The following is a 24240-nucleotide window of genomic DNA, read 5'->3' as shown; positions in this document are numbered from 1 at the left end:
GAAATCTCCCTTCAAATGGGCATGCATTCAGCAAAAACTAATTTACCGAATGGATGCGGTTGAAGGGGGCAGGTCAGCAATCGCCTCACAAAAAAACCTGCTAGGCAGCAGATCGATACGCCTTGGGCTGGGGAGAATCCCCGGGCACGCGCGGCGATTCATCCTGGCCCGGTCCATCCATTTCACCGCGGCGGATGGGCACGTCTTTCGGGGCTTCAATCCCCAGTCGCACCTGGCCGTGGATCTTGAGAACGTGAACTTCGGTGTTGCCGATCAGAATCGTTTGACCGACTTTGCGAGAAAGCACCAACATGAGAATTCTCCTCCTGAAAATCTTTGGTGAGTAAGGCCCGGCAGAGGCCTCGCTTGGCGAGGCGTACCGGCGTTGAGCCCCTTCTCGGGGCGAGTGCGAGTGACCGGCTCGAACGATCGACCCTGAGCAAGGGGCAGTTTACCCAGGGCTGCCCTACACAACTCGCATAAATGCCGGTCTCTCCCGGCTGTCACGGTTCGTGCACGCTTCTCGTTAGCGACCAAAATCCCGCACGATTCGGCCAGTCCCGTCGCTCCTGTTCGGCCGGGTGCTGGTCTCGACTGTCATCGCCTCCGAAGAAGCCCAGGAGAGCCGATTTGTTTTCTTAGCACTGAGAGGGGCTTGTCGTTAATCCGTCAGAAAATCCCATCAGGTATGCCCGAACCCGCTCAATGTCGCGGTCCTCGAACAAGCGAGAACCTTTCTGCGTGTGAACGGAAAACTGACCGTCGCGATGCTTGCGAACCTCCAAGTCATTCTCTGTCGCTTCCATAAGCGTATAGTCCTCGTATGTGTCCATCTGATCTCTCCTCGTAGTCAAGCTAAACATTAAAATTCACCCGGCTGCCGCGTCGCCGCGAAACACTCGCAGCTGCGGACCGCCAGGTGCCGGCGGCGTGGGTGGACGCGTGCCGGAGAACTCGGGAAACACTTGCTTGATGTCGACCGTTCCCTCAATCTGGTCAAAGTCGATGTAAGCCATCGTGACCGAGAGGGACGAATGCTTGACGAACTGCCGCGCGGCCTCAATGCCGTACTTGGCCGCGATCCGGGTGAGCGTGTACGCGCGGAGGCAGTGAAACAAAAACTTACGGCTGGCCGGTAACTCCGCCTGAGCGAGCAGCTTTTTGTAGTGATCGCGGAGCGTATCCCAGTTGCGGTCGGCATGCTCGTCGTACGGCCAGCAGGCAAACAGGCGATCGCTGCGTTTCGCCGGCCGACACGCCAGCAGTTGCCGGATCGCTTCAGCCGTGACCGGCAATAGCGGAGGCCGATGGTCGGCGTTGTCTTTGGTGTGGTCGTGGTCGATCGAGATCTTTTCACGTTCGAAATCGACGTCGGAAACCTTCAGCTGCATGATGGCGTTGATGCGGCTGGCCGTGTTGGTGACGACCATGATGATCGCTCGCCAGAAGACGGCAGCCGGCACGCCGCCAAAATCACCTGGCAACTGGCTGGCCGCAGTCAACAGCCGGTCAAATTCGGCGGGCGTCCAGGTTTTGCGGGCGTGCTTGGGCGTCGGCAGGCGATCGACATCGGGCAGGTAATCGATTGCTCCCTTGCGTTTCGCGTATCGCCATATCGCCTTAATGTTGCGAGCGTATTTGTTCGGCGTCTCCGGCGCTCGATCGAGGTCGTCGACATACCAGGCTTGGAAGTCGGACAGGTAGTCGTCCGTCAGGTGCGACAATTTTGGTTCGATCGACTGGCCGGCGGCTTCGAAGTAGGCACGGTACCGCCGAATGGCAACGCGATAGTCGGTGACCGTATTGGGCGACTTGCCGGCATGCTTTTGACGGCGGTAGCACAGCTCATAAAAATCGGTGAGGGTTGTGTCAGGGGTCCATTTCATGGATACGCATCTCCCGACCCACCTGCAGGTCCGTCGCTTTCCAACACGCGCAGGGGTGTCGTGATTCGTCCGTGACGCGCCGGTGAACTCCCTAGGCGCACGGATAGACAGGGTGCATTGCAAGGATGAATGGAGGAACCGAGAGGCGGTTCTCTGGCGAAAGAGAAACACCGATTGAGCGATTCCAGAGGGGCTCAATCAGGCGGCGTGGCCGCGAGGTCGAGCTGTGCTTTAACGTTTGGTAAGGGCGAATTTAGAACGAGACCGAGAGGCGGTCAAGTCAGTTTGCCGAAGAAGTTGCGGACGGACCGCACAAGAGAGCGAGACGCGAGAGGCACCCCGCTAAAGAAAAATAGTTGCACCCCCGGCAGGGCAAGCTACATATTACTTAACGGGTTATTAACGAGTTATCGCAAAGGTAATTAGAGACTTGTCATGACTGACAAGGACTTCGTGCGAGATATTTCGAAGCAGACAGAAGCCAATGGGATCGCCAGCCACCGCATTACCAAACATCAGCACAGCTGAACATCGCAACAGCCGAAGCCGTCACTTCGGTGGCTGGCGATCCCATTGGCTTGCTTGTTTACAGGGTTCAGACGCATCCCACAAGCGCACCAAAATTTTTTCCAGAAAGCCCTGCCAAGGCTTTCTACGCACGCAAAACGGCAAGCCATCAGGGCCTGCCTTGAAGCGTGAACCGGTGACATTCAGGGTCTAAAAGTACCAGAGGGGGGAATCGAACCCCCACTCCCTTGCGGGAACTGGATTTTGAATCCAGCGCGTCTGCCAATTCCGCCACTCTGGCACAATCGGGATGTCCTCGGCAGCGATGCCAATCTTTGAGATCAGCCGGACATCCGGCGGCATGTTAAGGTTTGCCGCAGCTGTGGAAAGGTCGGATTTTAGCCGGAATTGGCGGCCTCGGCAATGACCGGGCAGGCGATTCGCGAGCAGATCTCGACCTTCTCACTGCTCTACGACACGCATTTTCCGCGCAAGTTCTCGCCTTGGCGGTGAGAATCGCCTGGAATTGACGGTCAGCCTGACACTGCGTTGACGTGATTGGGGTAATCACCTATACGTTCTCTACACATTTTCGGAATAAGAACGGGTCAGGGATGACACGACCAATCTGGGTTTTACTGCTGCTGATGCTCGCACTAACCGGGCGATCGCTTGGGCAGTCTCCCTATGCGCCCAGCCAGCATCCGTCGGCAGAGCCTTCGTACGCATACTCACCGCCAGGCGAGCCCGGGTTGCCGTGGGCTGAGCCTGAAGCAGTGGAATTGGCGCCAGAGGTCGTCTTGCCGGAAGAGCCTCCACCGAAAGAGCAGCGCCGCGGCCGGCAGGGGAAGGGAGGTCCTTTCGGCGGTTCGGCCGGGCCTGGCTATGGGGTCGAATGGTTTCCGGCTCAGCCAGTCCAGGGGCAGGACGTCGACTTCCAACTGTTCGAGCAAAATGCCTCGGCAGGGCTGCCGATCTATCGTGGCGACTACGGTACGGCCGTGTTGACCGTTGGCGTGCAGAACACCCATTACTTCACCGATGCCGTCCTGCCGGATACCGGCCGGGCATTTCCCGATGAACTGTGGAACGTCAAGTTTGGCCTGACCTACATCCGCCAGTTCGATAGCGGGTCGTCGCTGGGCATTATCAGCAGTGTCGGTTCGGCAAGCGATCAGCCGTTTCAAAGTGGGGACGAGATCAACTTGAACCTGATTTCGTTTCTGCGGAAGCCTGCGTGGAATGAGCGCGACGCGTGGATGTTTGGCGTGATGTATTCGCCGACCGGATCGCTCAACTTTCCGGTCCCGATTATCGCTTACGAATGGAACCGGTCGGAATCGTTCCAGATGAACCTGGGCATACCGTTCTCGATGACGTGGCGGCCGCGGGAAGACTGGACGTTGAATCTTGCTTACGTTCCGCTCACCAACGGAAGCGTCATGCTGACGCACGATCTTGCCGAAGACTGGCACATTTACGGCGGATATAAGTCGGTCGCCCAGTCGTACTTCTTGAGCGATCGCGTCGACAAGGATGACCGCTTTTTCTCGCTGCAGCAGCGGCTGGTGTCCGGCATTCGCTGGGACGTGGGGAAGTACGGAGCGTTGGACCTGAGCACCGGTTACGCGTTTGACCGGCGATACGGCGAAGGAGAGAACCAAGGGTCGACCCTGCACGATGAAGTGCAGGTCGAACCGGGGGCGTTTATCGGGCTGGACTTCCGGCTGCTCTTCTAAGCAGGCGAGCCGGACTTCTTCTTGGCCATGTGCTCTTTCAGAGCCGTCAGAATTTTACCGGTGGCTTCGGCTTGATTCAGCACGTAGAAGTGGAAGCCTGGGACGCCGTTGTCGGCCAGGTCGTTCACTTGCTGCGATGCGTAGGCCGTGCCGACACGCTTGTGCCACTCGGGGTCGTCCGGCTTCTGATTCAGCTTTTCGTACAGTTTCTTCGGAATGCCAGCGCCGCACATTTTGGCAATCTTCGAGATCTGAGCCAGGCTATTGATCGGGAAGATGCCCGGCACGATCGGCACGGTGATGCCGGCCTTCTCGCAGCGTTCGCGCCAGCTGTAGAAGTCGCTGTTGCGGAAGAACAGCTGCGAGACGATGACCTGGGCACCGGCGTCGACCTTGCGTTTGAGGTTCTCGAGATCGACTTCCGGGCTGGGAGCTTCCTGGTGGGTTTCGGGATAGCCGGCCACGAGGACGCCCAGTTCGTTGAATTCGTCGTTGATCAGTTCGACCAGTTCGTTGGCGTAGCGCAGTCCCTTGGGATTCGGCTTGAACTTGGTTTCCCCTTGGGGCGGGTCACCACGCAGGGCGACGATGTAATCGACACCGCGACGTTCGGCTTCGGCCAGAAAGCTACGCAGGTCGGCCACGCTGGAACCGACCACGGTCAGGTGCGCCGCGACCGGCACCTGAAACAAGGTTTTGACCTTCTCGACAATTTCGAGAGTCTTCCCGCGCGTCGAACCGCCGGCACCGTAGGTGCAGGTGATGTAGGCAGGCTTGTGCTTCATCAGCCGCTCGACCTGCAGCATGAGCGACCGTACTCCCTTGTCGGTCTTGGGAGGATAAAGCTCAAACGAGATCGGCAACTGGCCGGGCTTGTAAAAATCGGAAAGCATGGGGCAAGTTCTAAAAAACGAGGGGCTCACCCGTCAGTTGACGCTCTTCCTGAGTGAGCAGGTACATATCGTGTATGAGTTGGATGTCGCACGGCGTCTGGGTTACATTACGCCGCTGGAACATTCTTTGTTGGGTGGAAATCATGACCTCAGGCGGAAGTTCCGTGACTTGACCGAACAGTCGGGCGTAGTTCACGAAGCTTGGGACGTTGGTCGTGACGAAGCCGTATAACATGCTGCAGACGCCAATCGTCTTACCGGTAAATATACCCGTATTGATGGCCGTCTTTGAGTAGTCCCCAAAAATCGATCCCACGAACTGCATTTTCGTGGCGACGCGGCCAAACGGATAGTCCATGTTGACCGTTCCGTAGGTATTCTTCAGGTCGCTGTTGGATGTACCAGCACCCAGGTTTATCCAGCTTCCCAAATAACTATGTCCAAGGAAACCGTGGTGCTGCTTGTTCGAGAAAGGTTCTATGACCGTTGCTTCTACCTCGCCACCGATTTTGGTCGTATGTCCTAACGAAACGGCATCTTTAATGGCCGAATGTTCGATCACCTTCACGTTCGGGCCGAGGTAGGCTGGCCCCCGCAAAAAGCAGAAGGGACCGATACTTACGCCTTCTTCGACCACGATCGGACCGCTCGACGCATCGACCGAAACGTTCTCGGCCAGGCTGATCTCGCCGGCAGCGTAAAGCCCTTCCTGGACCTCGCGGTAGTTGCCGGTCTTCAGGCGGTATTCTAAGTTTTCGTGAATGATTTCTTCGTTAAATCGGACGACGTCATGGGCGTACTCGAATAACTCGAACGTTTCGTCGCGCGGCGAAAGCTCAGGCTTGGAAGCCAAGGCGTCGACAAACGAAAGGAACTCGTCGTAAGTGCTGCTGGTGTTGGGGATTCGATGCCCTGGCGGCAGCAAGGCGGCGATGACCCGGCCTTCGTGCAGAACGATGCCTGGCTGCTTTGATTGAACCCAACGAGTCAGCTTTTCCAGGGTCTGCACCCGTGGCACGACACTGGCACTTATAAGGAGTGTCGGCTGACCTTCCTCTGGGGGCGTTTCTTGAAGCTGCGGGTAATACTGTGCTTGAAGTGCGGCGATGTGATACCGCACGACACCGCGGCAAGCGTCGAACTTCTCGGCTAACAGTTCGGCCAGGCGAAAACCGCCGCATGTGATCCCATAGGCAGGTCGCGCAAGCACGATCGGATACAGTTTGGAAACCGAACGGTCTTCAAAGAGGATGCAATTCATGCCTGGGCGATGTCTTTCTCGGCTTTCTGCCGAACGACTCCGATGGTACTGGTAGTAACGAATTCAACGCCACAATGTGGCTAAATCGTCTTTCAGGCAACATGTCTGCTGCCCGAAGGGTGCCGTGAAACGATTTCGCACCCGATATTTTTGTAATCTTTGCTTACAATTCCCTGAATGACCGTTGTACCCGAACTTTTAATATTGCGATTCCCCGAGAAACACTGTTGCCCCGTCTCATCGGGCAACCTGTAACCTAAGATTTCCCAGCGGTTTTGGCATCCATCCGACGGGATCGCGCAAGGCGAACCTTTTTTTCTCGGTTCTCGGCGTTTCCCAGGCACCTGATTGTTTAACCGAACTATGGCTGAGCTTTTGACTTTCGTTCTGGGTGACGTTTTCGGCGTGGTAACTCTCGTCGTGGGGATCTTAATCGGTTTCTGGCTGGGAAGATTGTGGGCCAAGTACATTCAGCCCCATCAAATGCCCGCACCGCCCGAAGGGGAATCGACCGTCTATCGCGAGCAGTTGGCTGGCATGATTCAGTTCACCAGCCATTTCACCGGCGATCTGAGCAAGCATATCGAGCTACTGGAGAACCTGGAACAGAAGTTAGCTCACCCAGAGGGTGACCAGCCGGTCGCCGACGACGGCCCCTCAGCCAAAGCAGTCGAACTGATCGCCCAGATTACCGCCGCCAATCAAAAGCTGAAGCAGCGTCTGGAGTCGGCCGAAGCCACGCTCAAGACGCAATCGCAGGAATTGGAAGACACCTTGTCGGAAGCCCGGACCGACGCACTGACGCAGCTTTTGAACCGCCGTGCGTTCGACGAAGAACGTGAGCGCCGGTGGGCGCTCTGGCAGCGAAAGCAACAGCCGTTCAGCCTGTTGATCCTCGACATCGATCATTTCAAACGCGTCAACGATACCTACGGGCATGATGCCGGCGACCAGGTGCTGCGTGAAGTGGCAGCTCGCCTGAACAGCGTCATGCGAAAGACCGACTACCTGGCGCGGATCGGTGGTGAAGAGTTGGCGATCCTGGTTCCTGAAGCGGATGGGACCTCGGTTTCCACGGTCGCCATGAAGGTGCTCAACGTGGTGCGCTCTTTGCCGGTAGAATACGGCCAGATGTCGATCGAGGTCACCGTCAGTTGCGGCCTGATGCCGGTGATTCATGCCGATGGTCTCGAAACGCTGACCAAAGGGGCCGACGCAGCACTGTACGCCGCCAAAGCAGCCGGGCGGAATTGTGGCTTCCTGAACGACGGCGAGTCGCTGATTCCTATTGAAAGCCAAACTTCGCTACCTGCCCAGCATGGCGAGTCGCCGGCAACCAGCCAGCCGTCTTCGACCAAAGACGAGTCGGAACCAACCGCTCGAATTCAAGTCAGCGAACTTGATTCGGCGGCGAATGAACTCAAAAATCGACTGTTTCTGATTTCGCAAAACATTATGCCGTAACGTAAGAGAGGGATCTTACGACGTATGGACGCGCGACATCCTCATCAACCTGCTCATCAGCCAAGCCGTTCGTTTGTCATCGGTGGGCAGTACGTAGGCCCCGGCAATCGGCTCCGTCTGGAAATCCCCGTCGCCAGGCTTCCTACGGGGACCTATATCACGCTTCCGATCGAAGTGCTGCATGGACCGGTCGAAGGACCTACCGCCTGGGTTTCCGCCGCCGTGCACGGCGACGAGTTGAATGGCGTCGAAATCGCCCGGATGCTTCTGGAGAAGCTGAATCCCAGCAAATTGATCGGCACCCTGATTGTGGTGCCGATGGTCAACGGCTTCGGCGTGATCAATCAAAGCCGCTACTTGCCTGACCGACGCGACCTGAACCGCTCGTTCCCTGGCTCCAATAGCGGCTCGCTCGCTTCGCGTCTGGCCAAGTTGATGATGACTGAAGTTGTTTCGCGTTGTCAGTACGGCATCGATCTGCATACGGGTTCCAACTTGCGTACCAATCTTCCGCAGATCCGCGGCGACATGGACGACGAAGAGACGTACGAGTGTGCGCTTGCATTTGGGGCCCCGGCGGTTGTCCACTCGGACCTGCGCGACGGCTCACTGCGTGCGGCCGCCAACGCCAAGGGGATCAAGGTCCTTCTTTACGAAGCCGGTGAACCGAACCGATTCAATCATGACTCGATCAAAGTAGGCGTGAACGGCGTGATGCGGGTTCTTTCGTTTCTGAACATGCTCAAGTCACCGGTCAAGCTTCCCAAACGAGCACCCAAGATGATCCGCGAGTCGACCTGGGTACGAGCCAAACGTAGCGGCATTGTGCGTTTACTCGTCGAACTGGGCGACGAGGTTGAAATGGGCCAGCAGATCGGCATTATCGCCGATGTGTTTGGAACGGACCCCAAGTATTTAAAGGCTCCGTATGACGGCCTGATCATCGGACTATCCAATAACCCGATTGCGCATCAGGGGGATGGTTTGGTGCATGTTGGGCGTGTTGATTCTTAAGCCCCGACAGGAGCGGCCTGCTCATGCCCCCTCACCCTAACCCTAACCCTAACCCTCTCCCCCGCAGACGGTGGAGAGGGGACAATACCACGAGGCTTCGTCCTCGAACGTAAGTGCCACTAGCGCAAAAACAAACGACCCACTCAAAAGCGGGTCGTTTGCAATTAATCATTCTATCTCGCAGGAACCCTAAACCGTTCCGAACTCTGGCTTGCGACGGCCGAGTTGGCTTTGTAGTCGCGAGACGATGCTGCTGTGCATCTGGCTGACGCGGCTTTCGCTCAGGTCGAGCGTGGCGCCGATTTCCTTCATGGTCAGCTCTTCGTAGTAATAGAGAATGATGATCAGACGCTCGTTGCGATTGAGCCCCTTGGTCACCAGACGCATCAGGTCATTCTTTTGAATGCGACGCGTGGGGTCTTCCCCCTTCTTGTCTTCCAGAATATCGATCTCGCGGACGTCTTTGTAGCTGTCCGTTTCGTACCACTTTTTGTTGAGACTGATCAGCCCGACGGCGTTGGCGTCGGAGACCATCTTTTCGAGTTCCTTGAGCGGCATCTGCATATGGTCCGCCAGCTCTTGGTGAGTGGGTGCTCGTCCGAATTTGGCTTCCAATTGCTTGGTCGCTTCGTTCAGTTTGCTCGCTTTCGAGCGAACCAGACGCGGTACCCAGTCCATCGTCCGCAGTTCGTCCAGCATCGCACCGCGAATACGCGGAACGCAATACGTTTCAAACTTAACGCCTCGGCTCATGTCGAACGCGTCGATTGCGTCCATCAAGCCAAAGACGCCTGCCGAGATCAGGTCGTCCAGTTCGACCCCTTCGGGGAGCCGAGCCCAGATCCGCTCGCCGTTGTATTTCACCAGCGGCAGATAGCGTTCAACAAGTTGGTTTCGTAGTTCTTTCCGCGACGGGTCTTCTTTGTAGGCTTCCCACAAGTGAGACACGTCTTCCCTGGTCGCGGTCGTCGTTGCCATGCGTTCCTCCGTGAATCGCCCATCTTGAGCTAACACGCATTTTCTTATGAAATCGACGGGCCTGAATCCTTCAGGCCACTTCCCCGTTGTTGGCAAAATGCCACTTCGGAAAGGGAATCGATCAGGTGATCCAATCTCGCGTTAGGGACTCGGAGATTCCCGGGGAGGAATATCTTCGTCGGCCTATGCCGCGGGTTAAGCGGTTTTGGGAGCCTTGGAGTCGGCGAGTTCTTCGCCGCGTTCCATCGCTTCCAACTCCGCATTGATTCGCTGCCGCACCGATTCGTCCACAATGCGGGCTGCAGCATTTCCTATCAGCCATCCGATCGCCGCGAACAGAAACATAGCTCCGATCGCCGCGATAAGAATCGATTCGATCCCGCCAGACATTACCAGTCCCCGTATCGTCACGGTGACCAATGCCGTCGTAGCCAAGATTCCCGCGTAGTCGCGTCCCATCGATTCCAGATTGGTTGAGTTGTATCGATCCGCAAACCTCATTCGTCACATGCGCATGTGACGCTTTCTCGTTGAATCGACGCTCCAAAAACGAGAATTGAGATAATTTTACGGATATCATTTGTTTTGCTTGAAAAACTTGTTGCCAGTTCTGAAGTGATTGCAGCGATAGCAGCATCGTTAAGCGGCCCTCTTCGAAGAGGGCGATTGGGAAAGGCTTAACGACATGCGTACCAGACGATCGGCAATCCGCTGGATCGACTTGCTGGCAGTATGATCGGCGTAGCGTTGGATGAACGGCTGGGCAGCGCAGGAAGCGGCTCCGATCTCAGAGGCCATCTCCACGTGCCCGACTGACTCGATCGCCAGGTTCAAGAACTTGGCGGCAGTCGCATCCATTCCAGCGATTAAGTCGAGATGCCCCGAATCGCTCGAGGCGCGATTCATGACGACATGGGTGACTCTTCTGGGCGAGTAGCCGTGCAGCGATCTGATTCGCTCGTAGCCGGCCGTGATGGCATCGGCCGTGGGATTGAGCACGACAAGAAACAACTGGGCCATCCGCCACAGTTCGCCGGCCAGGGGACTCAATTCATTGCCCGCATCAATCAATACGATGTCGGCATGGCGTCCCAGGCCCATAAGTTGTTCGATTAGTCGGTCGACAGCCGCCACCGGCCACTGGCCTGCCCCGCTGCTTTCGTCGGTCGGCAGCAATAGCGACGCTGCCAGGCCTGGCACCAGGTATTCGTGCAGATCGAGCCGCCCGGTCAACAGTTCATCGATACCGACCGTCGGTGTGCGACCTGTTAACTGGGCCAGTCCTGCATTGCTGGGATTCAAATCAACCGTGGCAACGCGGTGCCCGGCAAGTCCCATCGCGCAGGCCAGATTATGACAAACGGTCGTCGTTCCTACCCCGCCGCTGCCGCCGAACAGCACGAAGGTCTTCGCTTTCGCGAATGCCGGCGTGCCGCCGATCATGGCGCGTTTGGCAAGCATTCGCAGGAGCGTAGCTTGATCGCGGGGAAAAGAAGGTTCAAACGACATGGTAGATCAGAAAGTATCTCTACTAAGGTTGGTTGGTTTCTACAGGATGCGAGCCACCAGGTCTTCCGCTTCGGCAGTCGCGATAGCCTGGGGGACGTCCTGACCGTTGGTCACGTATGCCAGCGGAAGCTGGGGATCTTGTAGAAAACTCAATGTGTTACCCAACGAACCAACCTCATCAATCTTGGTTAATACCCAGCTGGAAGGGCTCACCGTGGTGAACTTTGCCACCGCCTCGGCCAGGTTCTTCGAACTGCTGGGGGCGGACAGTACCAAATAGGTCTCATCAGGGGAAGCTGCTTTTATCAAAGATCTGAGCTGCTGTACTTGCACCTCGTCTCGCGGGCTGCGGCCGGCCGTATCAATGAAAATCTGCTCGCAGTCCGACAGCTCGTTGATAGCACTGCGGACTTCCATCGGAGTCGAAACGATCTTCATCGGAAGGTCCATGATCTCGGCATAGGTCTGCAGCTGATCGACGGCGGCAATCCGGTAGGTATCGACGGTCAGCATGCCGACGCGGCGCTTGTGATCAAACTTTGCCCTGGCAGCCAGTTTGGCAATCGTGGTTGTCTTCCCCACGCCCGTGGGTCCAATGACAGCAACGACACGGGGATAGACGCGTGGGTCATCGATGTCATGGCCGATGTGGATCGAAGCAGCCAATTCGGTTCGGATGGCTTGCAGTAGAACCGCCTCGTCTTGCTGCGACTCTTCGGTATGCGTTGACAGGACCTTCTCGCAGAGCGAGTCGGCCAGGAAGCCAGGCACTTCGGCTTCCACCAGTCGTTCGCGAATCCGCAATAGGGACGCTGGCCAGCCGGGACCACTACTAAAGAATGTCTGGCTGAACGACATCGCTTCCAGGTCGATACCTGCGTCGTCCTCCGGCGTTGCCTCTTGCGGCTGCGAAGCGACTTGCTCGATGGGTTCCGATGAGGCTGCTTCCGCTTCCCGCTCTTCTTCGGGAAGCTTGATTTCAAAACGACTCTTCAAGTTCGAGTCGGACGAAGCCGCCAATTCGATCTCTTTCCCGCCGAGCAGTCCCTTCAGGCCTCGTTGGGGAACTTCTCGCGTGTGAAGCAAAGCGGCGTCGGGACCTAGTTCTTTGCGAACCAGCTCTAACGCTTCGTGCATCGATTTGGCGCGGAATGAGCGAATGTTCATGGTGGTTATTCTTACTTCTGCGGCGGTTGCTGCGGGCCCTGTCCTGGTGGCGGAGTCTTGCCTGGCATCGCGTCACTGATGATGCCCATCGATTCGATCATCGTGTCGTTGGTGATCTCGTTGTGACTCAGCACGATCAGGTCGGGAATGAAGTTACTGGTCAGTTGTTTCACGGCGGGTCGAATCTGCGGATTGACCAGCACGATCGGCGGCTTGCCAATTTCACGAAGCTTCTCGATGCCCGTGGCGATCGACTTGCACGTCATCTCAATGGCCTGCGGAGACATGCGGGCAAACGCCCCCCGTTCCATTTCAATGCCCGAGGCAATCCGGTCCTGCATCGCCGGGTCAAGCGGCACCACGTAGATGCGGCCTTCCTTGTCGCGATACTTGGTGCAGATTGTGCGCGCCAGCTTGTGCCGGACGAACTCGGTCAGCCAGACAGGATCTTTCGTGCGGCCGATATGATCGCCCAGTGTTTCCAAAATACGTGCGAGTTGCCGGATCGAGACCTCTTCGCGAAGCAGCAGTTGCAGCACGGCCTGAACGTCGCCGATCTTCATCGCCCCGGGAATCAACTCGTCGACCACGGCCGGCGACGTTTCCTTGAGTTCATCCAAGAGGTGCTTCGTCGCGTCGCGGGTCAGCAGTTCGTCGGCGTGCTTCTTCGACACACGCTGTAGATGCGTTGCCAGAACGGAAGTGGGTTCGACGATCGTGTAACCCATCATCTCGGCTTGAGGCCGCATGCCGGGCTCGATCCAGACCGCTGGCTGATTGAACGCCGGGTCGCGTGTCTTTTCGCCCGGCAGGTCTCCCTTGGCGCCACTCATGGCAATCGCCAACAGACCATCGGGGTAGATCGTATTCTCGGCGACGACGTTGTTGCTGATCTTGATGCGGTACTGGTTCTCGTGCAAACGCATGTTGTCGCGAATGCGGACCTTCGGCAGAATCACGCCAATCTCGCTGGCCACGTTTTGACGAACGCCCGTGATGCGTGGCAACAAGTCGCCACCCCGGGCAGGTGCCGCCAGACGCACGAGACCGACGCCCAGTTCCATTTCCATTGGATCGACCGTGAGGTAGTCTTCGATCCGGTCGTCCTTCTTGGCGGCTTCCTGTTCTTCTTTCTGTTTCTTTTCGGTCTCGGCCGCTTCGGTTTGCGTCTTCTTGGCTTGCCCCTTTTTGGTCATCACGGCGATGCCAACACAACCGGCACCAATCACCAGCAAAGGAAGCGTTGGCAAACCTGAGAAGATCAACAGCCCCAGGAAGCAGCCAGCCACGCCCAGTGCTTCGGGGCGCGAGAACAACTGCCTGATGAATTCGACCGGCAGGTTTGACTCTTCGGTACTGCGGGTAACGAGCAAACCAGCGGCAAGCGAAATCAAAAACGCTGGCACCTGGCTCACCAAGCCGTCACCAATGGTCAGCTTCGTATAGATCTGAGCCGCTTCGAGCACATCCAACCCGGACGAAACCCCAATGATCAGGCCGCCGACGATGTTGATCAGGGTAATGACGATACCCGCGATCGCGTCACCGCGGACGAACTTACTAGCACCGTCCATGGCCCCAAAGAAGTCCGCTTGCTGTGTAATCTCGGCGCGTCGCTGTTGGGCTTCGACTTCGTCGATGATGCCCGCATTCAGATCGGCGTCGATCGCCATCTGACGCCCTGGCATCCCATCCAACGCGAAACGGGCAGCCACTTCACTGATACGCGTGGCACCCTTGGTGATCACCAGAAACTGGATGAGCACGATGATGATAAAGATAATGATCCCGACTTCGACGCGGTCTCCGGCGACGAATTCGCCAAAGCTTTGAATCACCCCACCGGCCGCGTCCATCCCTTCCGTTGCCGCCCCGGTCAGAATCAACCGCGTGGTGGCGACGTTGAGAACGAGCCGAGCAAGCGTCGTCGCGAGTAGAAGCGACGGGAAAATATTGAACTCGAGCGGCGTCTTCACGTAGATAGTCGTCAGCAGAATGATGACCCCGGCCGTGATGTTAGCCGTCAGCAGCAAATTCATCAGCGGCGCAGGCAATGGCATCAAAATCACCAGCACGCTGGTGATGATACCGATCGGCAGGATCAGGTCCTTGAGTCTGCTGAGACTGAAATCCACGAGTTTCTGCGAACTTTTTTCAAGTTTGTCTAAAGGTTTCCTCTGCCCGATCCGACATCAGGCGGGTGGAAGATTACTGAAACCCGTTTGGGGTGTCCAGAGCGATCAATCGAGTGGAAGTTGTTGTCTGCAGACGAGTTAACTGGAGTACAGAGTGCTAGCTAGATCGACGAACTTGCACGACTCTTCGGCATTCCTGTCCCCTCGCCCCTCGGAGGAGAGGGGTAGGGCGAGGGGCAACCAGGTACCCGCTTCCCATCCCTCACCCTAGTCCTCTCCCTTGGGAAGGGAGAGGGGACCAGAGGGTCTACCTTCGCTAGTCGATTTGGCATTTTTGGCGTAAACTTCGGTACCAAACACCCCGCAAACGCAGACGTTTTAGGAACCTGAGCGACTTGAATGCCTCATCCCCCGCCACCGATTCGCAGTCGAAACCGGCGGAAGCCCCAAAACCGAAGAAACCCAAGGCCAACAATTACCCCTGGTACACGCCGCGCGTCTGGCATGGGATGAAGGTCAGTACGTGGGCCAGTCTGCTAGCGAAGAATGGCTTCAAGGTGCATCCCCTGAAGTTGGGTCTGGCCACGACCGTATCCTGCTTTGCGATCAACAACAGCGTCTGCGATCAGTTACAGAAACTGTTTTTCGGCAAAAAGATCGCGGAAGCCAAGATCGAGAACCCGATCTTCATCCTCGGTCACTGGCGCAGTGGCACGACCCTTCTGCACGAGTTGATGGCAGCGGACGATCGTTACGCCACGCCGAACACGATTCAATGCTTCGCACCGAACATGTTCCTTATTTACGGCCGCTTGATCGAAAAATACTGCAACTTCTTCATGCCCAAGAGCCGCCCGATGGACAACATGGGTATGGGGTGGTCGAAGCCGCAGGAAGACGAATTCGGCGTGTTGAGCCTGGGAGAAATGTCCCCGTACATCCGCATGGCCTTCCCCAACAACGCCAAGCCAGACCCCGATTACCTGGACCTGGCAGTCGTTCCGCCGGAGCGCAAAGAGGAGTGGCTCGATACACTCGACCTGTTCATGCGGATGGTCACCGTCCAGGAACAGAAGCCGCTGATCCTCAAATCACCTACGCACACCGGCCGAATCGGAGAACTGGCCGAGCGTTACCCCGACGCAAAGTTCATCCACATTGCTCGAGACCCGTACGACGTGTATGCCTCGACGGTCCGGCTGTGGAACACCATGGACGAAGTGCAGGCATTCCAAGTCTCGAAGGACGATTATCGCGAGTACGTTTTCGACTGCTTCGAGCGAATGTACGCCGCCTACGACCGCGGCCTGGCCTCGGTCCCACGGGAGAAGGTCTGCCAGACGCGCTACGAAGACCTGATCGCCGACCCGGTGGGGGAAGTTCGCCGCATCTACGAAGCGATCAACCTGGACGGGTACGACCGCATCGAACAAGGCGTACGCGACTACGCCGAGCGGACCAAGGACTACCGCCGCAATAGCCACACCATGGACGATGCTACCCGCCAGGAGATTCAACGCCGCTGGCGAGGCTATTTCGAGGCCAACGGATACCCGCTGGACGAGGCGTAAGCATCAAATCCGACTTGGGGAAAAGGGGCTATTTTCGCTAGAATTCTTCTAGCTGGTCGCCATCACTCACCCCGCATGCGGAACTGAAGGAACTCGGGAAAGGAATCCCCGATGCATTTGCTGTTCGACATCCTGTACGCCGCCCATGCCAACGGCACGCACCACAAGCTGGCGATGGATGCGCTGAACCATCTGCCGGCCGAGAACAGCGAGCGTCGACGCAACATCTTCCTGAAGCACTACGAGCCCTACCTGCGCGGGTCGAAAGATCCTGACAAGAAGTTCAAAGACTTTCGCAATCACGTCTTGCACCCTTCGCAAGATTACTGGGGCGGTGCCGAGAAAGCGGCCAGAAAGTGGTACGACCTGCTGGTCGAGGCGATCCGAGCGGAAAAGTGGCAGGAGGTCGCCTACAACGCAGGCGTGCTGAGTCACTACTACAGCGACCCGATCATGCCCTTTCACACCGGCAGTTCCCAGGCCGAAAACAACATCCACCGGGCATGTGAATGGAGCATTAGTTGCTCGTACGATCGTTTGCGATCGGCGGCCGAGCTTCGCGGACTGCCGCCGGTACGAATGCCCAGCGGTAAGAACTGGCTCGAACAAATGGTGCGCGACGGAGCGACGAAATCGCACGCCCACTACCAGACACTGATCGACCACTACAACTTCAAGCTGGGACGCCGCAATCCGCCTCGAGGGCTCGACGTCAATTGCCGTGACGTCGCTTCCGAAATGATCGGCTACGCGATCGCTGGCCTGGCCAAGATCTTGAACCGTGCCTTCGAGGAAGCGGCCCACGAACCTCCGTACGTGCTACTGGTCGTCGAAACCGTTTTCGCCACGCTCGAGATGCCGGTGCAGTGGGTGACCAATCGGATGGAAAACGCCGAGCAGGCGGAACTCGTGCGGCAGATGTTTCGCGAGTACCAGAAGACCGGCAAAGTCGAACGCAACCTCCCCGAAGACGTGCGTGTCGTTCGCGACGAGTTGGAAGCGGACATGAACCCGGACAAACCCCAGGAAGGGGAACGCCCGCTGTACGAAATGCCTGATCTTCCGGAAGTGAGTCTTTCCAGCCTCAAGCTGACCGGCACCCGCAAGACGACGATCAAACCGGCACCCCCCAAGCCAAGCCGCGAGATCGAAGAGGAAAAGCCGAAGCCGCGTGTTTCGATTCCGATCCCCTCCTACGACGAGGAAGACGATCCGGCACCGAAGCCTGTCGCTGAGAAACCGAAACCGCCGGAGCCATTCCAACCGGTCAAAGGCCTGACCATTCGACCCAAGACGCCAGAACCGGAGTCCGAGGTCGAAGAAGATGAAATACCGGTCAAGCGCGTTCAACTGACGCGGCCCCAGCCCAAGATCGATCCACCCAAGGTAGAATCGCCAAGGACAGAACCGGCCAAGGTTGAGTCCCCCAAGGTGGACTTCCCACCATCGGTTTCCATCGCTTCGCGAGAAGACGAACAACCGCCGGTAGTAGAACCGCCACGCGAGCGAGCGATCCAAGAGAAGAAGCCGATTGAAGACAAGCCGCTGAAGTTCTATTTGAACTGGGAAGACCCAGTCGTCGATGCGCCTTCGATCGGCAACAAGACCGCCAAGCGGCTTGGTGGCGTCGGCATCAAGACGGTTGCCCAGTTGATAAATGCCGACCCAAAAACTGTCGCTCCCAAGCTGAAGGCCAAGCATATTACGCCCAAGCTGTTCGCCGAGTGGCAAGCCCAGGCCGTGTTGGCCTATCGCATTCCTATGCTGCGTGGGCACGACGCCCAGTTGCTAACCGCATGCGGACTGAAGACGCCGGAAGATGTCGCGAAAGCATCGGCGAAAGATCTTCTCGCCGAAGTTACTGAGTTCGCCGAGACAACCAACGGCCAGCGAATCATCCGCAGCAGTGACCCTCCAGATTTGGCCGAGGTGACCAACTGGATTGCCTGGGCTCGCCAAGCGCGACGATCGCAAGCTGCTTAAGTGCTACCAGGCAGCAACTACGCCGCCCTGCCCCGCTCGCGGTCGGCCTTTTCCAGATCGGCCATCGTCGGCATCTGCTTGCCCTGCAGTTCGTAGACGTAACGCAGCACTTCGGCGACGGCCGCATAACGTTCAGCCGGCACCGGGTGACCGATCTCGGCTTCCTTGTACAGAGCACGCGCCAGCTCTTTGCGCTCGACGACGGGAATGTGGTTTTCCAAGGCCAGTCGGCGAATACGCTGGGCAACAGTGCCGGCTCCCTTCGCCACGACCACCGGAGCCGACATCTCGAAGGGATCGTATTTCAGGGCAATCGCTAGTTCGGTCGGATTGGTCACCACGACGTCCGCCGTGGGGATATCATTCGCCATGCGGCTCATCGCCAGTTGCCGTGCGACCTGGCGCCGTTTGGCGACGATCTGCGGATCCCCCTGCATCGTTTTGATTTCTTCGCGGACCTCTTCCTTGGTCATCATCATGTCTTGTTCGGCTTTCCATACCTGATAGCCGTAGTCAAGGATGGCCAGGATCACCAGCGCGGCGGCGATTTTCATGGAAGTCCACAACGAAGTGTCCAGCAGGTACCGGGCCACCTCCATCGTGCTCATCGCGGATAGTCCGAGGATGGTGTCCATCTCGAACCACAACGTCACGCCGGCGACGATCGAGATGATGAGAACCTTGCCGATGCCGAAAATCAGCTTCATCAGATTCGTCAGCGAGAACATCCGCTGAATGCCGGAAGCCGGGTTCACGCGGTTCCAATCGAAGCCCAGCTTATCAGGCAGGAACATCACGCCAGACTGCATCATGTTGATCGCAACCGCGGCGAAAAACAGGATCGCCAGAATCGGTAGCATGACCATGGCCAATCGCCAGAACGCGGTGGCCGTGTGGTTGGTGGCCCACATGTCGGTCGGATTCAGTGGCGGCACCGTACCGAGTTCGTCACGGGTCAATTGTCCCAGGAAGTCGACCAGGTCGCGGCCCAGAAACATGAGCGAACCAAGTGCAACGGCCAGCATGACGGCCGACACCAGATCCTGGCTCTTGGGTATCTGCCCCTTCTCGCGCGCTTGCTCGCGGCGATGCTGGGTTGCTTCTTCTGTTTTTTCTTGATCTGCCATCGCCTAATTATGGGCCGTTTCGATGGAGCGATGAAACATGGATCGAATGCTGTCGACGGTCGGTTCGACCGAACCTTGGAAGATCCACACGACGCTGCCGATGGTCAGCATGACGAAGGCCATCAACAACATCGTGTTCATGCTGAAACCAATGGCCATCAAGTTCAGTTGCGGCAGCGTACGGCTGATCACCCCCATCACCAGCACGCCCACCAACAAGGCAACCGTCCCCGGGGCAGCCGCTTGTATTCCGAGAATCAGCGAGTTAGCCAGGGTCTCGCGAATCACATGTACCAATTGCACGTCGATGGCGGCCACGCCTGGGGGAATTTCGGCGAAGGTATGCAGCAAGGCCGACATTAGAAAACGATGGCCACCAATGACCAGGAACACCGCCAACACGACCAGATCAAAGATGACCGCCAGCATGGGGACATTGTCGTCGAAAGCCGGGTTGAAGACGTCGGCAATCGAGAGGCCGCCAATCTGCCCCAACAGTTGCCCCGTCATCTGCACGCCGGCAAACAAGATTTTGATGCCCAGCCCCAGCGAGAGACCGATGATCAATTCGGCACCGAGCACAATGATCAGGTTCGCCGCGTTGCCGGGTTCAGGAAAGTCGTAGTCCCAGAACACCGGGGTCAGCATCAAGGAAATGGCAACGGCCAGGAACGATTTGACCTGAACCGGGGCATAGTTCGCTCCCAGCACCGGAGCCGTAGCCACGAGCCCGCCGATTCGCGTCACGATCGCCGCGAAGATCAGCAGTTGCTCGAGGTTCGGCTGCAAGTACTGAAGCAGTTCCATAAAGTGTGCCCCCTTAGCTCGCGGTTAACCACCAGCGATTCGATCGGGGATGTTGCTGAACAATTCGACCGTATAGCCGGCTAGTTTCTGAAAGATCCACGGCAGCGTGAACGCCAACGCAACGGCCATCGCCAAGATCTTCGGCACGAACGAGACCGTTTGATCCTGGACCTGCGTCAATGCTTGCAGGAAACCGATCAGCAGCCCGACCACCATGCCCACCACCAGCACCGGGGCACCAATCATCAGGCACATCATCATGGCCTGGCGTGTGAGATCAATCGTCGTCTGAGCATTCATGCACGGTGCCTACGGCTAAAGACTGGGGGCGAAACTTTGCATCAACATGCCGATGATCAACGTCCAACCATCGACCAAAACGAAGAGCAGAATCTTAAACGGCAACGAAATCATCACCGGCGGCAACATCATCATGCCCATCGAGATGGTCACGCTGGCAATCACGATGTCGAGAATCAAAAACGGAAGGTAAATCTGGAAGCCAATCAAGAAGGCTGTTTTCAATTCACTGAGCATGAAGGCCGGTACCAGTGCCTGCAGCGGCACGTCATCGTACGACTGCGGTTCGCCGATTTCGTCGCGGGTTTTCTTCGGCAGGAACTCGTAGAACATCCACACGTCGTCGCTATTGCCAGCAATGTCGATCTGTTTGGCCATGAACTGCCGGATCGGCTTAACGCCCCGCTCCCAGGCTTCGTCCGGGCCGGTAACGCCGGTGATCGGATCTTCTTCGGCAAACAGCTTGTACGGTTGCCCCGTTTCGGGATTCACTTCCTGACGCGTATATGGGCCGATGCTTTCCTGGTACACCTCTTGCCAGTAAGGATGCATCACCATGAACGTCATGAACATGGCCAGTGCCGTGATTACCTGGCTGGGTGGAAGCTGCTGCGTGCCGATCGCTTGTCGTAAGAGACCCAGCACGATCGTGATGCGAATGAAGCTGGTCGTCATGATCAACAGTGCCGGGGCCAGGCTGATGACCGTCAGCAACACCATGATCTGGATCGTGCTGGAAAGCCCCTGAGGACTGGTCCAATGCTCGGGGCCCGCTTTGACGAAGTCGCTCAGGTCTTCCACTTCTTGCTGAATCGGCCGATCGAGCGATGACTCGATCAACGATTCCGGTATGGAAGTGGCCTGCTGCGCGAATGCCACCTGCGGCTGAAACGCGACTGCCAGGGCAATCAAAATCCAAGCGATGTTCTGTAGTCGATGCATGAACTAGGCCTCCAGGAATCCGCGTGCCGGCTGGTGCCCCATTTGACTCAGCACGTCTTGAAAGGTAGCCGTCATGCTGCCGGGCGAATCTTGACGAACGATGGTCAGCAAACGTTCCACTTCGGTGGGCTCGGTGATTTCGGTCAACGTTTCGACGCCATTGGGCGTGACGCAGAGCAGAAGCAGCTTCTGTCCGACACGAACCAGTTCCAACTGTTGCTTGCCGCTAAGCTGACTCTTGCCAAGCACCTGGATGATCTCTTTCGAGAGTCGACCGCTGCCTGACTTCATGTTCTTCTTGCCGACCCAGGCAAAGATCAGAAACAACCCAACCACCACAAACAAGCTCGCGGCGATGCTGGCCGTTTGATTGCTTTGAAAGTTGAACGTCGGCATGGCAACGCCTTCTTCCTGGGCCTTGCTCGGAGGAGGAAGACGCAGCGGCTCGACCGCGGCGGCAGGCTGAGCGACCGCCGGATTGGCTTGGTTGTCGCCAGCGTCCGGAATGGCTTCGACATGCAGCGCTTGAGCCAGCGGAGGAAAGGCCGGCGGGGCTTCGTTTTGGATTTGCAGCGGCTGATTGGGTGGCACTTGCGAAGTGGCGTAGTCGTTGGCCTTCGCACTCTGCAGGCAAGTGTTTAACGTCAGTGCCAACACGCACGCAGCTAGGATTCCGTTCCGCATGAAAGTCTTCCTGATTTTCACTCAAGTCGCGAAGGCGACCAGGCCGAAAAAGATAGTGGGGAGTTAGCTTCCTGCCGCATCCCATCGCCCACGCAATAATTGCGGGTGAGGCATCTTAGAAACTGGGCCGTCTCGGCTCAAGACGAATCAGGCGAAACGCCGGGCAATTGCGTGCTAGCAAATGCCCTCAGTTAGACGACCGAATCACCGACAATCAGTTCGGTGATACGCACGCAGAAGTTGTCGTTGAGAATCAACACTTCCCCGCGGGCAATCAAACGTCCGTTGACGAAGATATCGACCGGGTCGCCTGCCAGCTTATCCAGCGGCACGACCGAGCCCTTCTGCATCTGCAGGACTTCCTCCAGATGCATATCCGCGTGTCCCAGTTCGATCTTGACTTCCAATTCGACGTCGCGAACCAGGTCGATGGTTGTTTTATCGGTGCTGGCTGGGGAACCGCCAAAGTCGCGAAGCGTGAACGGAGCGATACCGGCCGGCATGTTATCGTTCGGCGAATTCAACGAAGCGATCGCGGCTTCGGCTTGATTGAGCAGATACTCGATATCGGAAGCACCTTCGCCGGATCCCGTGTGAGATGCTTGCGGCGCTGGCTGCGTAGCGGTGGCCGCGGCAGGCTGTTGCTGCTTGGGCTGTGAACTCGCCGGTGGTCCAGAATTCTGAAACAAAGCTTCAATATCGCTCTGGTCGAGGGCCTCGATATCTTCCTGTTGTTTGGGGGCAGGACCGCTAGCACTCACGTCGCCCGACTGGGCTTTACGGAGTAGCTCTTCAATCTCGTCCTGTCCCATTTGATCGTCAGTCATCGGATTCCATTCCAGATGAGAGGTCGTCGTCGGTTATTGTTCGACGAAGGAAAACTCGCTAAACACGATGGAATGCACCATCGGCTTGCCCAAGATGTTGTTGGTTTTCTCTAAAATCTTACGCTTGAGCAACCCCAAACTAGGATCAGTAAGCTCTCCTTCATCGCTACTGCGGACCGTCACAATGACCTGTTCGCGAAAGCGCTTCTCATACTTTTCCATCAAGGCGGTAAAGTCCGCCTCGTCGCTGGCCCGAATCGTCGCGTAGAGATGAAAGTCGATTCGCATCGTCGATTCGCTCAGCGGGCGATAGGCAGTGATGCCAAACGGTGTGCCCAGATCGACTTCGACGGTTTCTTCGTCGGCTGACAGCGGCTCAAGTTCTTGATTGATGGGTGTGCCGTCGGTCTGCCCATCTTGTGCCTGCATTTCCGCGGCCCGAATCACATCCTGAGGGCTGGGAATGATCATGTATGCCACCACACATTCCAAAAGAACCAAGACCAGAATGCCTCCCAAGATTTGCATTTTCGCTTTCATAGGAGGTCCCTTTACTACGTCGGGCGATGCGCTGCTGGTTGCTGAATCGGCCATGGAATACTACTTCTTACGAGATTCACTCGAACATACTACTGCACAAACGTAGCATGTAATGGCGCACACGGGCGCTCTAGTTTCCAGATGCCTCGATCGGCGGGGCCCGCCGGTTGGCCTGTTCCTGGGCCGTACCGACCAAATCGTCAATAACTTCATCAAGCAGAAAGACTTCCACACGCGGATTCTGCTTGAGTAGCAGCGGATCGGTCCCAATGTGAAACGGCTCGTTTTTCCCGGCGACCGAGACGCGAATGCGTCGTTCGTCGATGCCAAGCGACACAAGGTACTCCTTAACGGCCATGCAACGGGCATAGGCGAGATCCCAATGCGTTTTGTAGGGACTATCCGGAGGAAGCGGCCGGAGTGAAGTATGGCCACGAATTTCGATTTTCTGGGGCTTGCCACCGAATTCCAGGCTTTGCGCCTGAAGCGCTTCGATGGCGGTCTCGTCCAGCTTCGCGCTGTCTTCTGGGAAATACACAACCGTTCCGACTGCGGTTTTCGATCCAGGCCGGATAATCCGCACTTGCGGACTATCCCCAACCGGAGCTTTAACTTTATCGCCGCCAGCATGGGTCGAGAAGCGCTTGGCACGCCCCATCGTCGCCAGCTTGGCCAGGTTCGAATTACGCGGTTTGGCGTTCCCGGCGATCACGCTTTCCATCGAGCTATCGTGCCCGAACTGACGGCGAAACGACTCGACGAGGGCCTGGTATTGCTCTTCCTTTTTAATCTCGCTCATCGAAACGAGCATGATGAAGAAGGTCAGAAGAAGCGACATCATATCGCCGAAGGTCACGACCCACTCAGGGATGCCAGCTGCATCGTCTTCTTCGTCCATGGCAGGTC

23 protein-coding genes and 1 tRNA gene are annotated in these 24240 nt (G+C 57.1%); 5 read left to right on the top strand and 19 right to left on the bottom strand.

Annotation, left to right across the window (positions count from 1 at the left end):
• Positions 1 to 100: 100 nt before the first annotated feature.
• From Pan97_RS07065 to Pan97_RS07050, 4 genes are all read right to left on the bottom strand, one after another.
• Positions 101 to 313, bottom strand: a complete 213-nt coding sequence (locus tag Pan97_RS07065; RefSeq protein WP_144971414.1) for a carbon storage regulator — start codon at positions 311 to 313, stop codon at positions 101 to 103.
• A 325-nt stretch (positions 314 to 638) separates the two neighbouring features.
• Positions 639 to 833 (bottom strand): hypothetical protein, encoded by a 195-nt coding sequence (locus Pan97_RS07060; protein WP_144971413.1) that lies wholly within the window; start codon positions 831 to 833, stop codon positions 639 to 641.
• A gap of 36 nt (positions 834 to 869) precedes the next feature.
• Entirely contained in the window at positions 870 to 1886 is a 1017-nt protein-coding gene (locus Pan97_RS07055) for a tyrosine-type recombinase/integrase (protein WP_144971412.1), read from the bottom strand.
• A gap of 724 nt (positions 1887 to 2610) precedes the next feature.
• A tRNA-Leu gene (locus Pan97_RS07050) sits at positions 2611 to 2694 on the bottom strand.
• 313 nt (positions 2695 to 3007) lie between these two features.
• On the opposite strand from Pan97_RS07050, the gene Pan97_RS07045 reads away from it, so the two are divergent.
• A complete protein-coding gene (locus Pan97_RS07045; RefSeq protein ID WP_144971411.1) occupies positions 3008 to 4132 on the top strand; it encodes a DUF6268 family outer membrane beta-barrel protein in 1125 nt (374 codons plus the stop codon).
• On the opposite strand, the gene metF is transcribed toward Pan97_RS07045, so the two are convergent.
• Together metF and Pan97_RS07035 are read right to left on the bottom strand one after the other, a co-directional pair.
• The gene (gene metF / locus Pan97_RS07040; protein WP_144971410.1) at positions 4129 to 5025 is read right to left on the bottom strand and encodes a methylenetetrahydrofolate reductase [NAD(P)H]; all 897 of its coding nucleotides are present in this window, start codon (positions 5023 to 5025) and stop codon (positions 4129 to 4131) included. The two genes, Pan97_RS07045 and metF, sit on opposite strands and share 4 nt — an antisense overlap.
• 10 nt (positions 5026 to 5035) lie before the next feature.
• Positions 5036 to 6286 (bottom strand): putative sugar nucleotidyl transferase, encoded by a 1251-nt coding sequence (locus Pan97_RS07035; protein WP_144971409.1) that lies wholly within the window; start codon positions 6284 to 6286, stop codon positions 5036 to 5038.
• Positions 6287 to 6634: 348 nt separating this feature from the next.
• On the opposite strand from Pan97_RS07035, the gene Pan97_RS07030 reads away from it, so the two are divergent.
• Together Pan97_RS07030 and Pan97_RS07025 are read left to right on the top strand one after the other, a co-directional pair.
• On the top strand, positions 6635 to 7750 hold the full coding sequence (locus Pan97_RS07030) for a GGDEF domain-containing protein (RefSeq protein WP_144971408.1): 1116 nt from the start codon (positions 6635 to 6637) through the stop codon (positions 7748 to 7750).
• 24 nt (positions 7751 to 7774) lie between these two features.
• The gene (locus Pan97_RS07025) at positions 7775 to 8764 is read left to right on the top strand and encodes a succinylglutamate desuccinylase/aspartoacylase family protein (protein ID WP_144971407.1); all 990 of its coding nucleotides are present in this window, start codon (positions 7775 to 7777) and stop codon (positions 8762 to 8764) included.
• A 189-nt stretch (positions 8765 to 8953) separates the two neighbouring features.
• Here Pan97_RS07025 and Pan97_RS07020 read toward each other — a convergent pair whose 3' ends face one another.
• The 5 genes from Pan97_RS07020 to flhA all read right to left on the bottom strand — a co-directional run bounded on the left by Pan97_RS07020 (position 8954) and on the right by flhA (position 14553).
• Positions 8954 to 9742, bottom strand: a complete 789-nt coding sequence (locus tag Pan97_RS07020; protein WP_144971406.1) for a FliA/WhiG family RNA polymerase sigma factor — start codon at positions 9740 to 9742, stop codon at positions 8954 to 8956.
• Positions 9743 to 9937: 195 nt separating this feature from the next.
• Positions 9938 to 10243, bottom strand: coding sequence for a hypothetical protein (locus tag Pan97_RS07015; protein WP_144971405.1), 306 nt, complete (start codon positions 10241 to 10243; stop codon positions 9938 to 9940).
• A gap of 138 nt (positions 10244 to 10381) precedes the next feature.
• Positions 10382 to 11203, bottom strand: a complete 822-nt coding sequence (locus tag Pan97_RS07010; protein ID WP_165698645.1) for a MinD/ParA family ATP-binding protein — start codon at positions 11201 to 11203, stop codon at positions 10382 to 10384.
• Between the two features lie 87 nt (positions 11204 to 11290).
• On the bottom strand, positions 11291 to 12418 hold the full coding sequence (flhF, locus tag Pan97_RS07005; protein WP_144971403.1) for a flagellar biosynthesis protein FlhF: 1128 nt from the start codon (positions 12416 to 12418) through the stop codon (positions 11291 to 11293).
• A gap of 11 nt (positions 12419 to 12429) precedes the next feature.
• Positions 12430 to 14553 carry a flagellar biosynthesis protein FlhA gene (flhA, locus tag Pan97_RS07000; protein ID WP_144971402.1) on the bottom strand — a complete coding sequence of 708 codons (2124 nt, stop codon included), beginning with the start codon at positions 14551 to 14553 and terminating at the stop codon, positions 12430 to 12432.
• A 395-nt stretch (positions 14554 to 14948) separates the two neighbouring features.
• Between flhA and Pan97_RS06995 the strand changes: the two genes are divergently transcribed.
• Positions 14949 to 16124, top strand: coding sequence for a sulfotransferase family protein (locus tag Pan97_RS06995; RefSeq protein WP_144971401.1), 1176 nt, complete (start codon positions 14949 to 14951; stop codon positions 16122 to 16124).
• A 111-nt stretch (positions 16125 to 16235) separates the two neighbouring features.
• Positions 16236 to 18107, top strand: coding sequence for a DUF4332 domain-containing protein (locus tag Pan97_RS06990; protein ID WP_144971400.1), 1872 nt, complete (start codon positions 16236 to 16238; stop codon positions 18105 to 18107).
• 17 nt (positions 18108 to 18124) lie between these two features.
• Here Pan97_RS06990 and flhB read toward each other — a convergent pair whose 3' ends face one another.
• The 8 genes from flhB to Pan97_RS06950 form a co-directional block, all read right to left on the bottom strand.
• Entirely contained in the window at positions 18125 to 19234 is a 1110-nt protein-coding gene (gene flhB / locus Pan97_RS06985) for a flagellar biosynthesis protein FlhB (protein WP_144971399.1), read from the bottom strand.
• 3 nt (positions 19235 to 19237) lie between these two features.
• Positions 19238 to 20041, bottom strand: coding sequence for a flagellar biosynthetic protein FliR (locus Pan97_RS06980; RefSeq protein ID WP_144971398.1), 804 nt, complete (start codon positions 20039 to 20041; stop codon positions 19238 to 19240).
• A gap of 24 nt (positions 20042 to 20065) precedes the next feature.
• Positions 20066 to 20341, bottom strand: coding sequence for a flagellar biosynthesis protein FliQ (gene fliQ, locus Pan97_RS06975; protein ID WP_144971397.1), 276 nt, complete (start codon positions 20339 to 20341; stop codon positions 20066 to 20068).
• Positions 20342 to 20356: 15 nt separating this feature from the next.
• Positions 20357 to 21283 carry a flagellar type III secretion system pore protein FliP gene (locus Pan97_RS06970; RefSeq protein ID WP_144971396.1) on the bottom strand — a complete coding sequence of 309 codons (927 nt, stop codon included), beginning with the start codon at positions 21281 to 21283 and terminating at the stop codon, positions 20357 to 20359.
• A gap of 3 nt (positions 21284 to 21286) precedes the next feature.
• On the bottom strand, positions 21287 to 21967 hold the full coding sequence (locus Pan97_RS06965) for a FliO/MopB family protein (protein ID WP_144971395.1): 681 nt from the start codon (positions 21965 to 21967) through the stop codon (positions 21287 to 21289).
• A gap of 191 nt (positions 21968 to 22158) precedes the next feature.
• On the bottom strand, positions 22159 to 22794 hold the full coding sequence (gene fliN / locus Pan97_RS06960; RefSeq protein WP_144971394.1) for a flagellar motor switch protein FliN: 636 nt from the start codon (positions 22792 to 22794) through the stop codon (positions 22159 to 22161).
• Between the two features lie 33 nt (positions 22795 to 22827).
• Positions 22828 to 23334, bottom strand: a complete 507-nt coding sequence (locus Pan97_RS06955; protein ID WP_144971393.1) for a flagellar basal body-associated FliL family protein — start codon at positions 23332 to 23334, stop codon at positions 22828 to 22830.
• 130 nt (positions 23335 to 23464) lie between these two features.
• Complete coding sequence (locus tag Pan97_RS06950) at positions 23465 to 24232, bottom strand: OmpA/MotB family protein (RefSeq protein WP_144971392.1); 768 nt, start codon at positions 24230 to 24232, stop codon at positions 23465 to 23467.
• Positions 24233 to 24240: the final 8 nt, after the last annotated feature.

The sequence above is a fragment of the Bremerella volcania genome (genome assembly GCF_007748115.1).
In the GTDB taxonomy this organism is placed as follows: domain Bacteria; phylum Planctomycetota; class Planctomycetia; order Pirellulales; family Pirellulaceae; genus Bremerella; species Bremerella volcania.
This window is presented reverse-complemented; position numbering and strand designations above follow the sequence as displayed.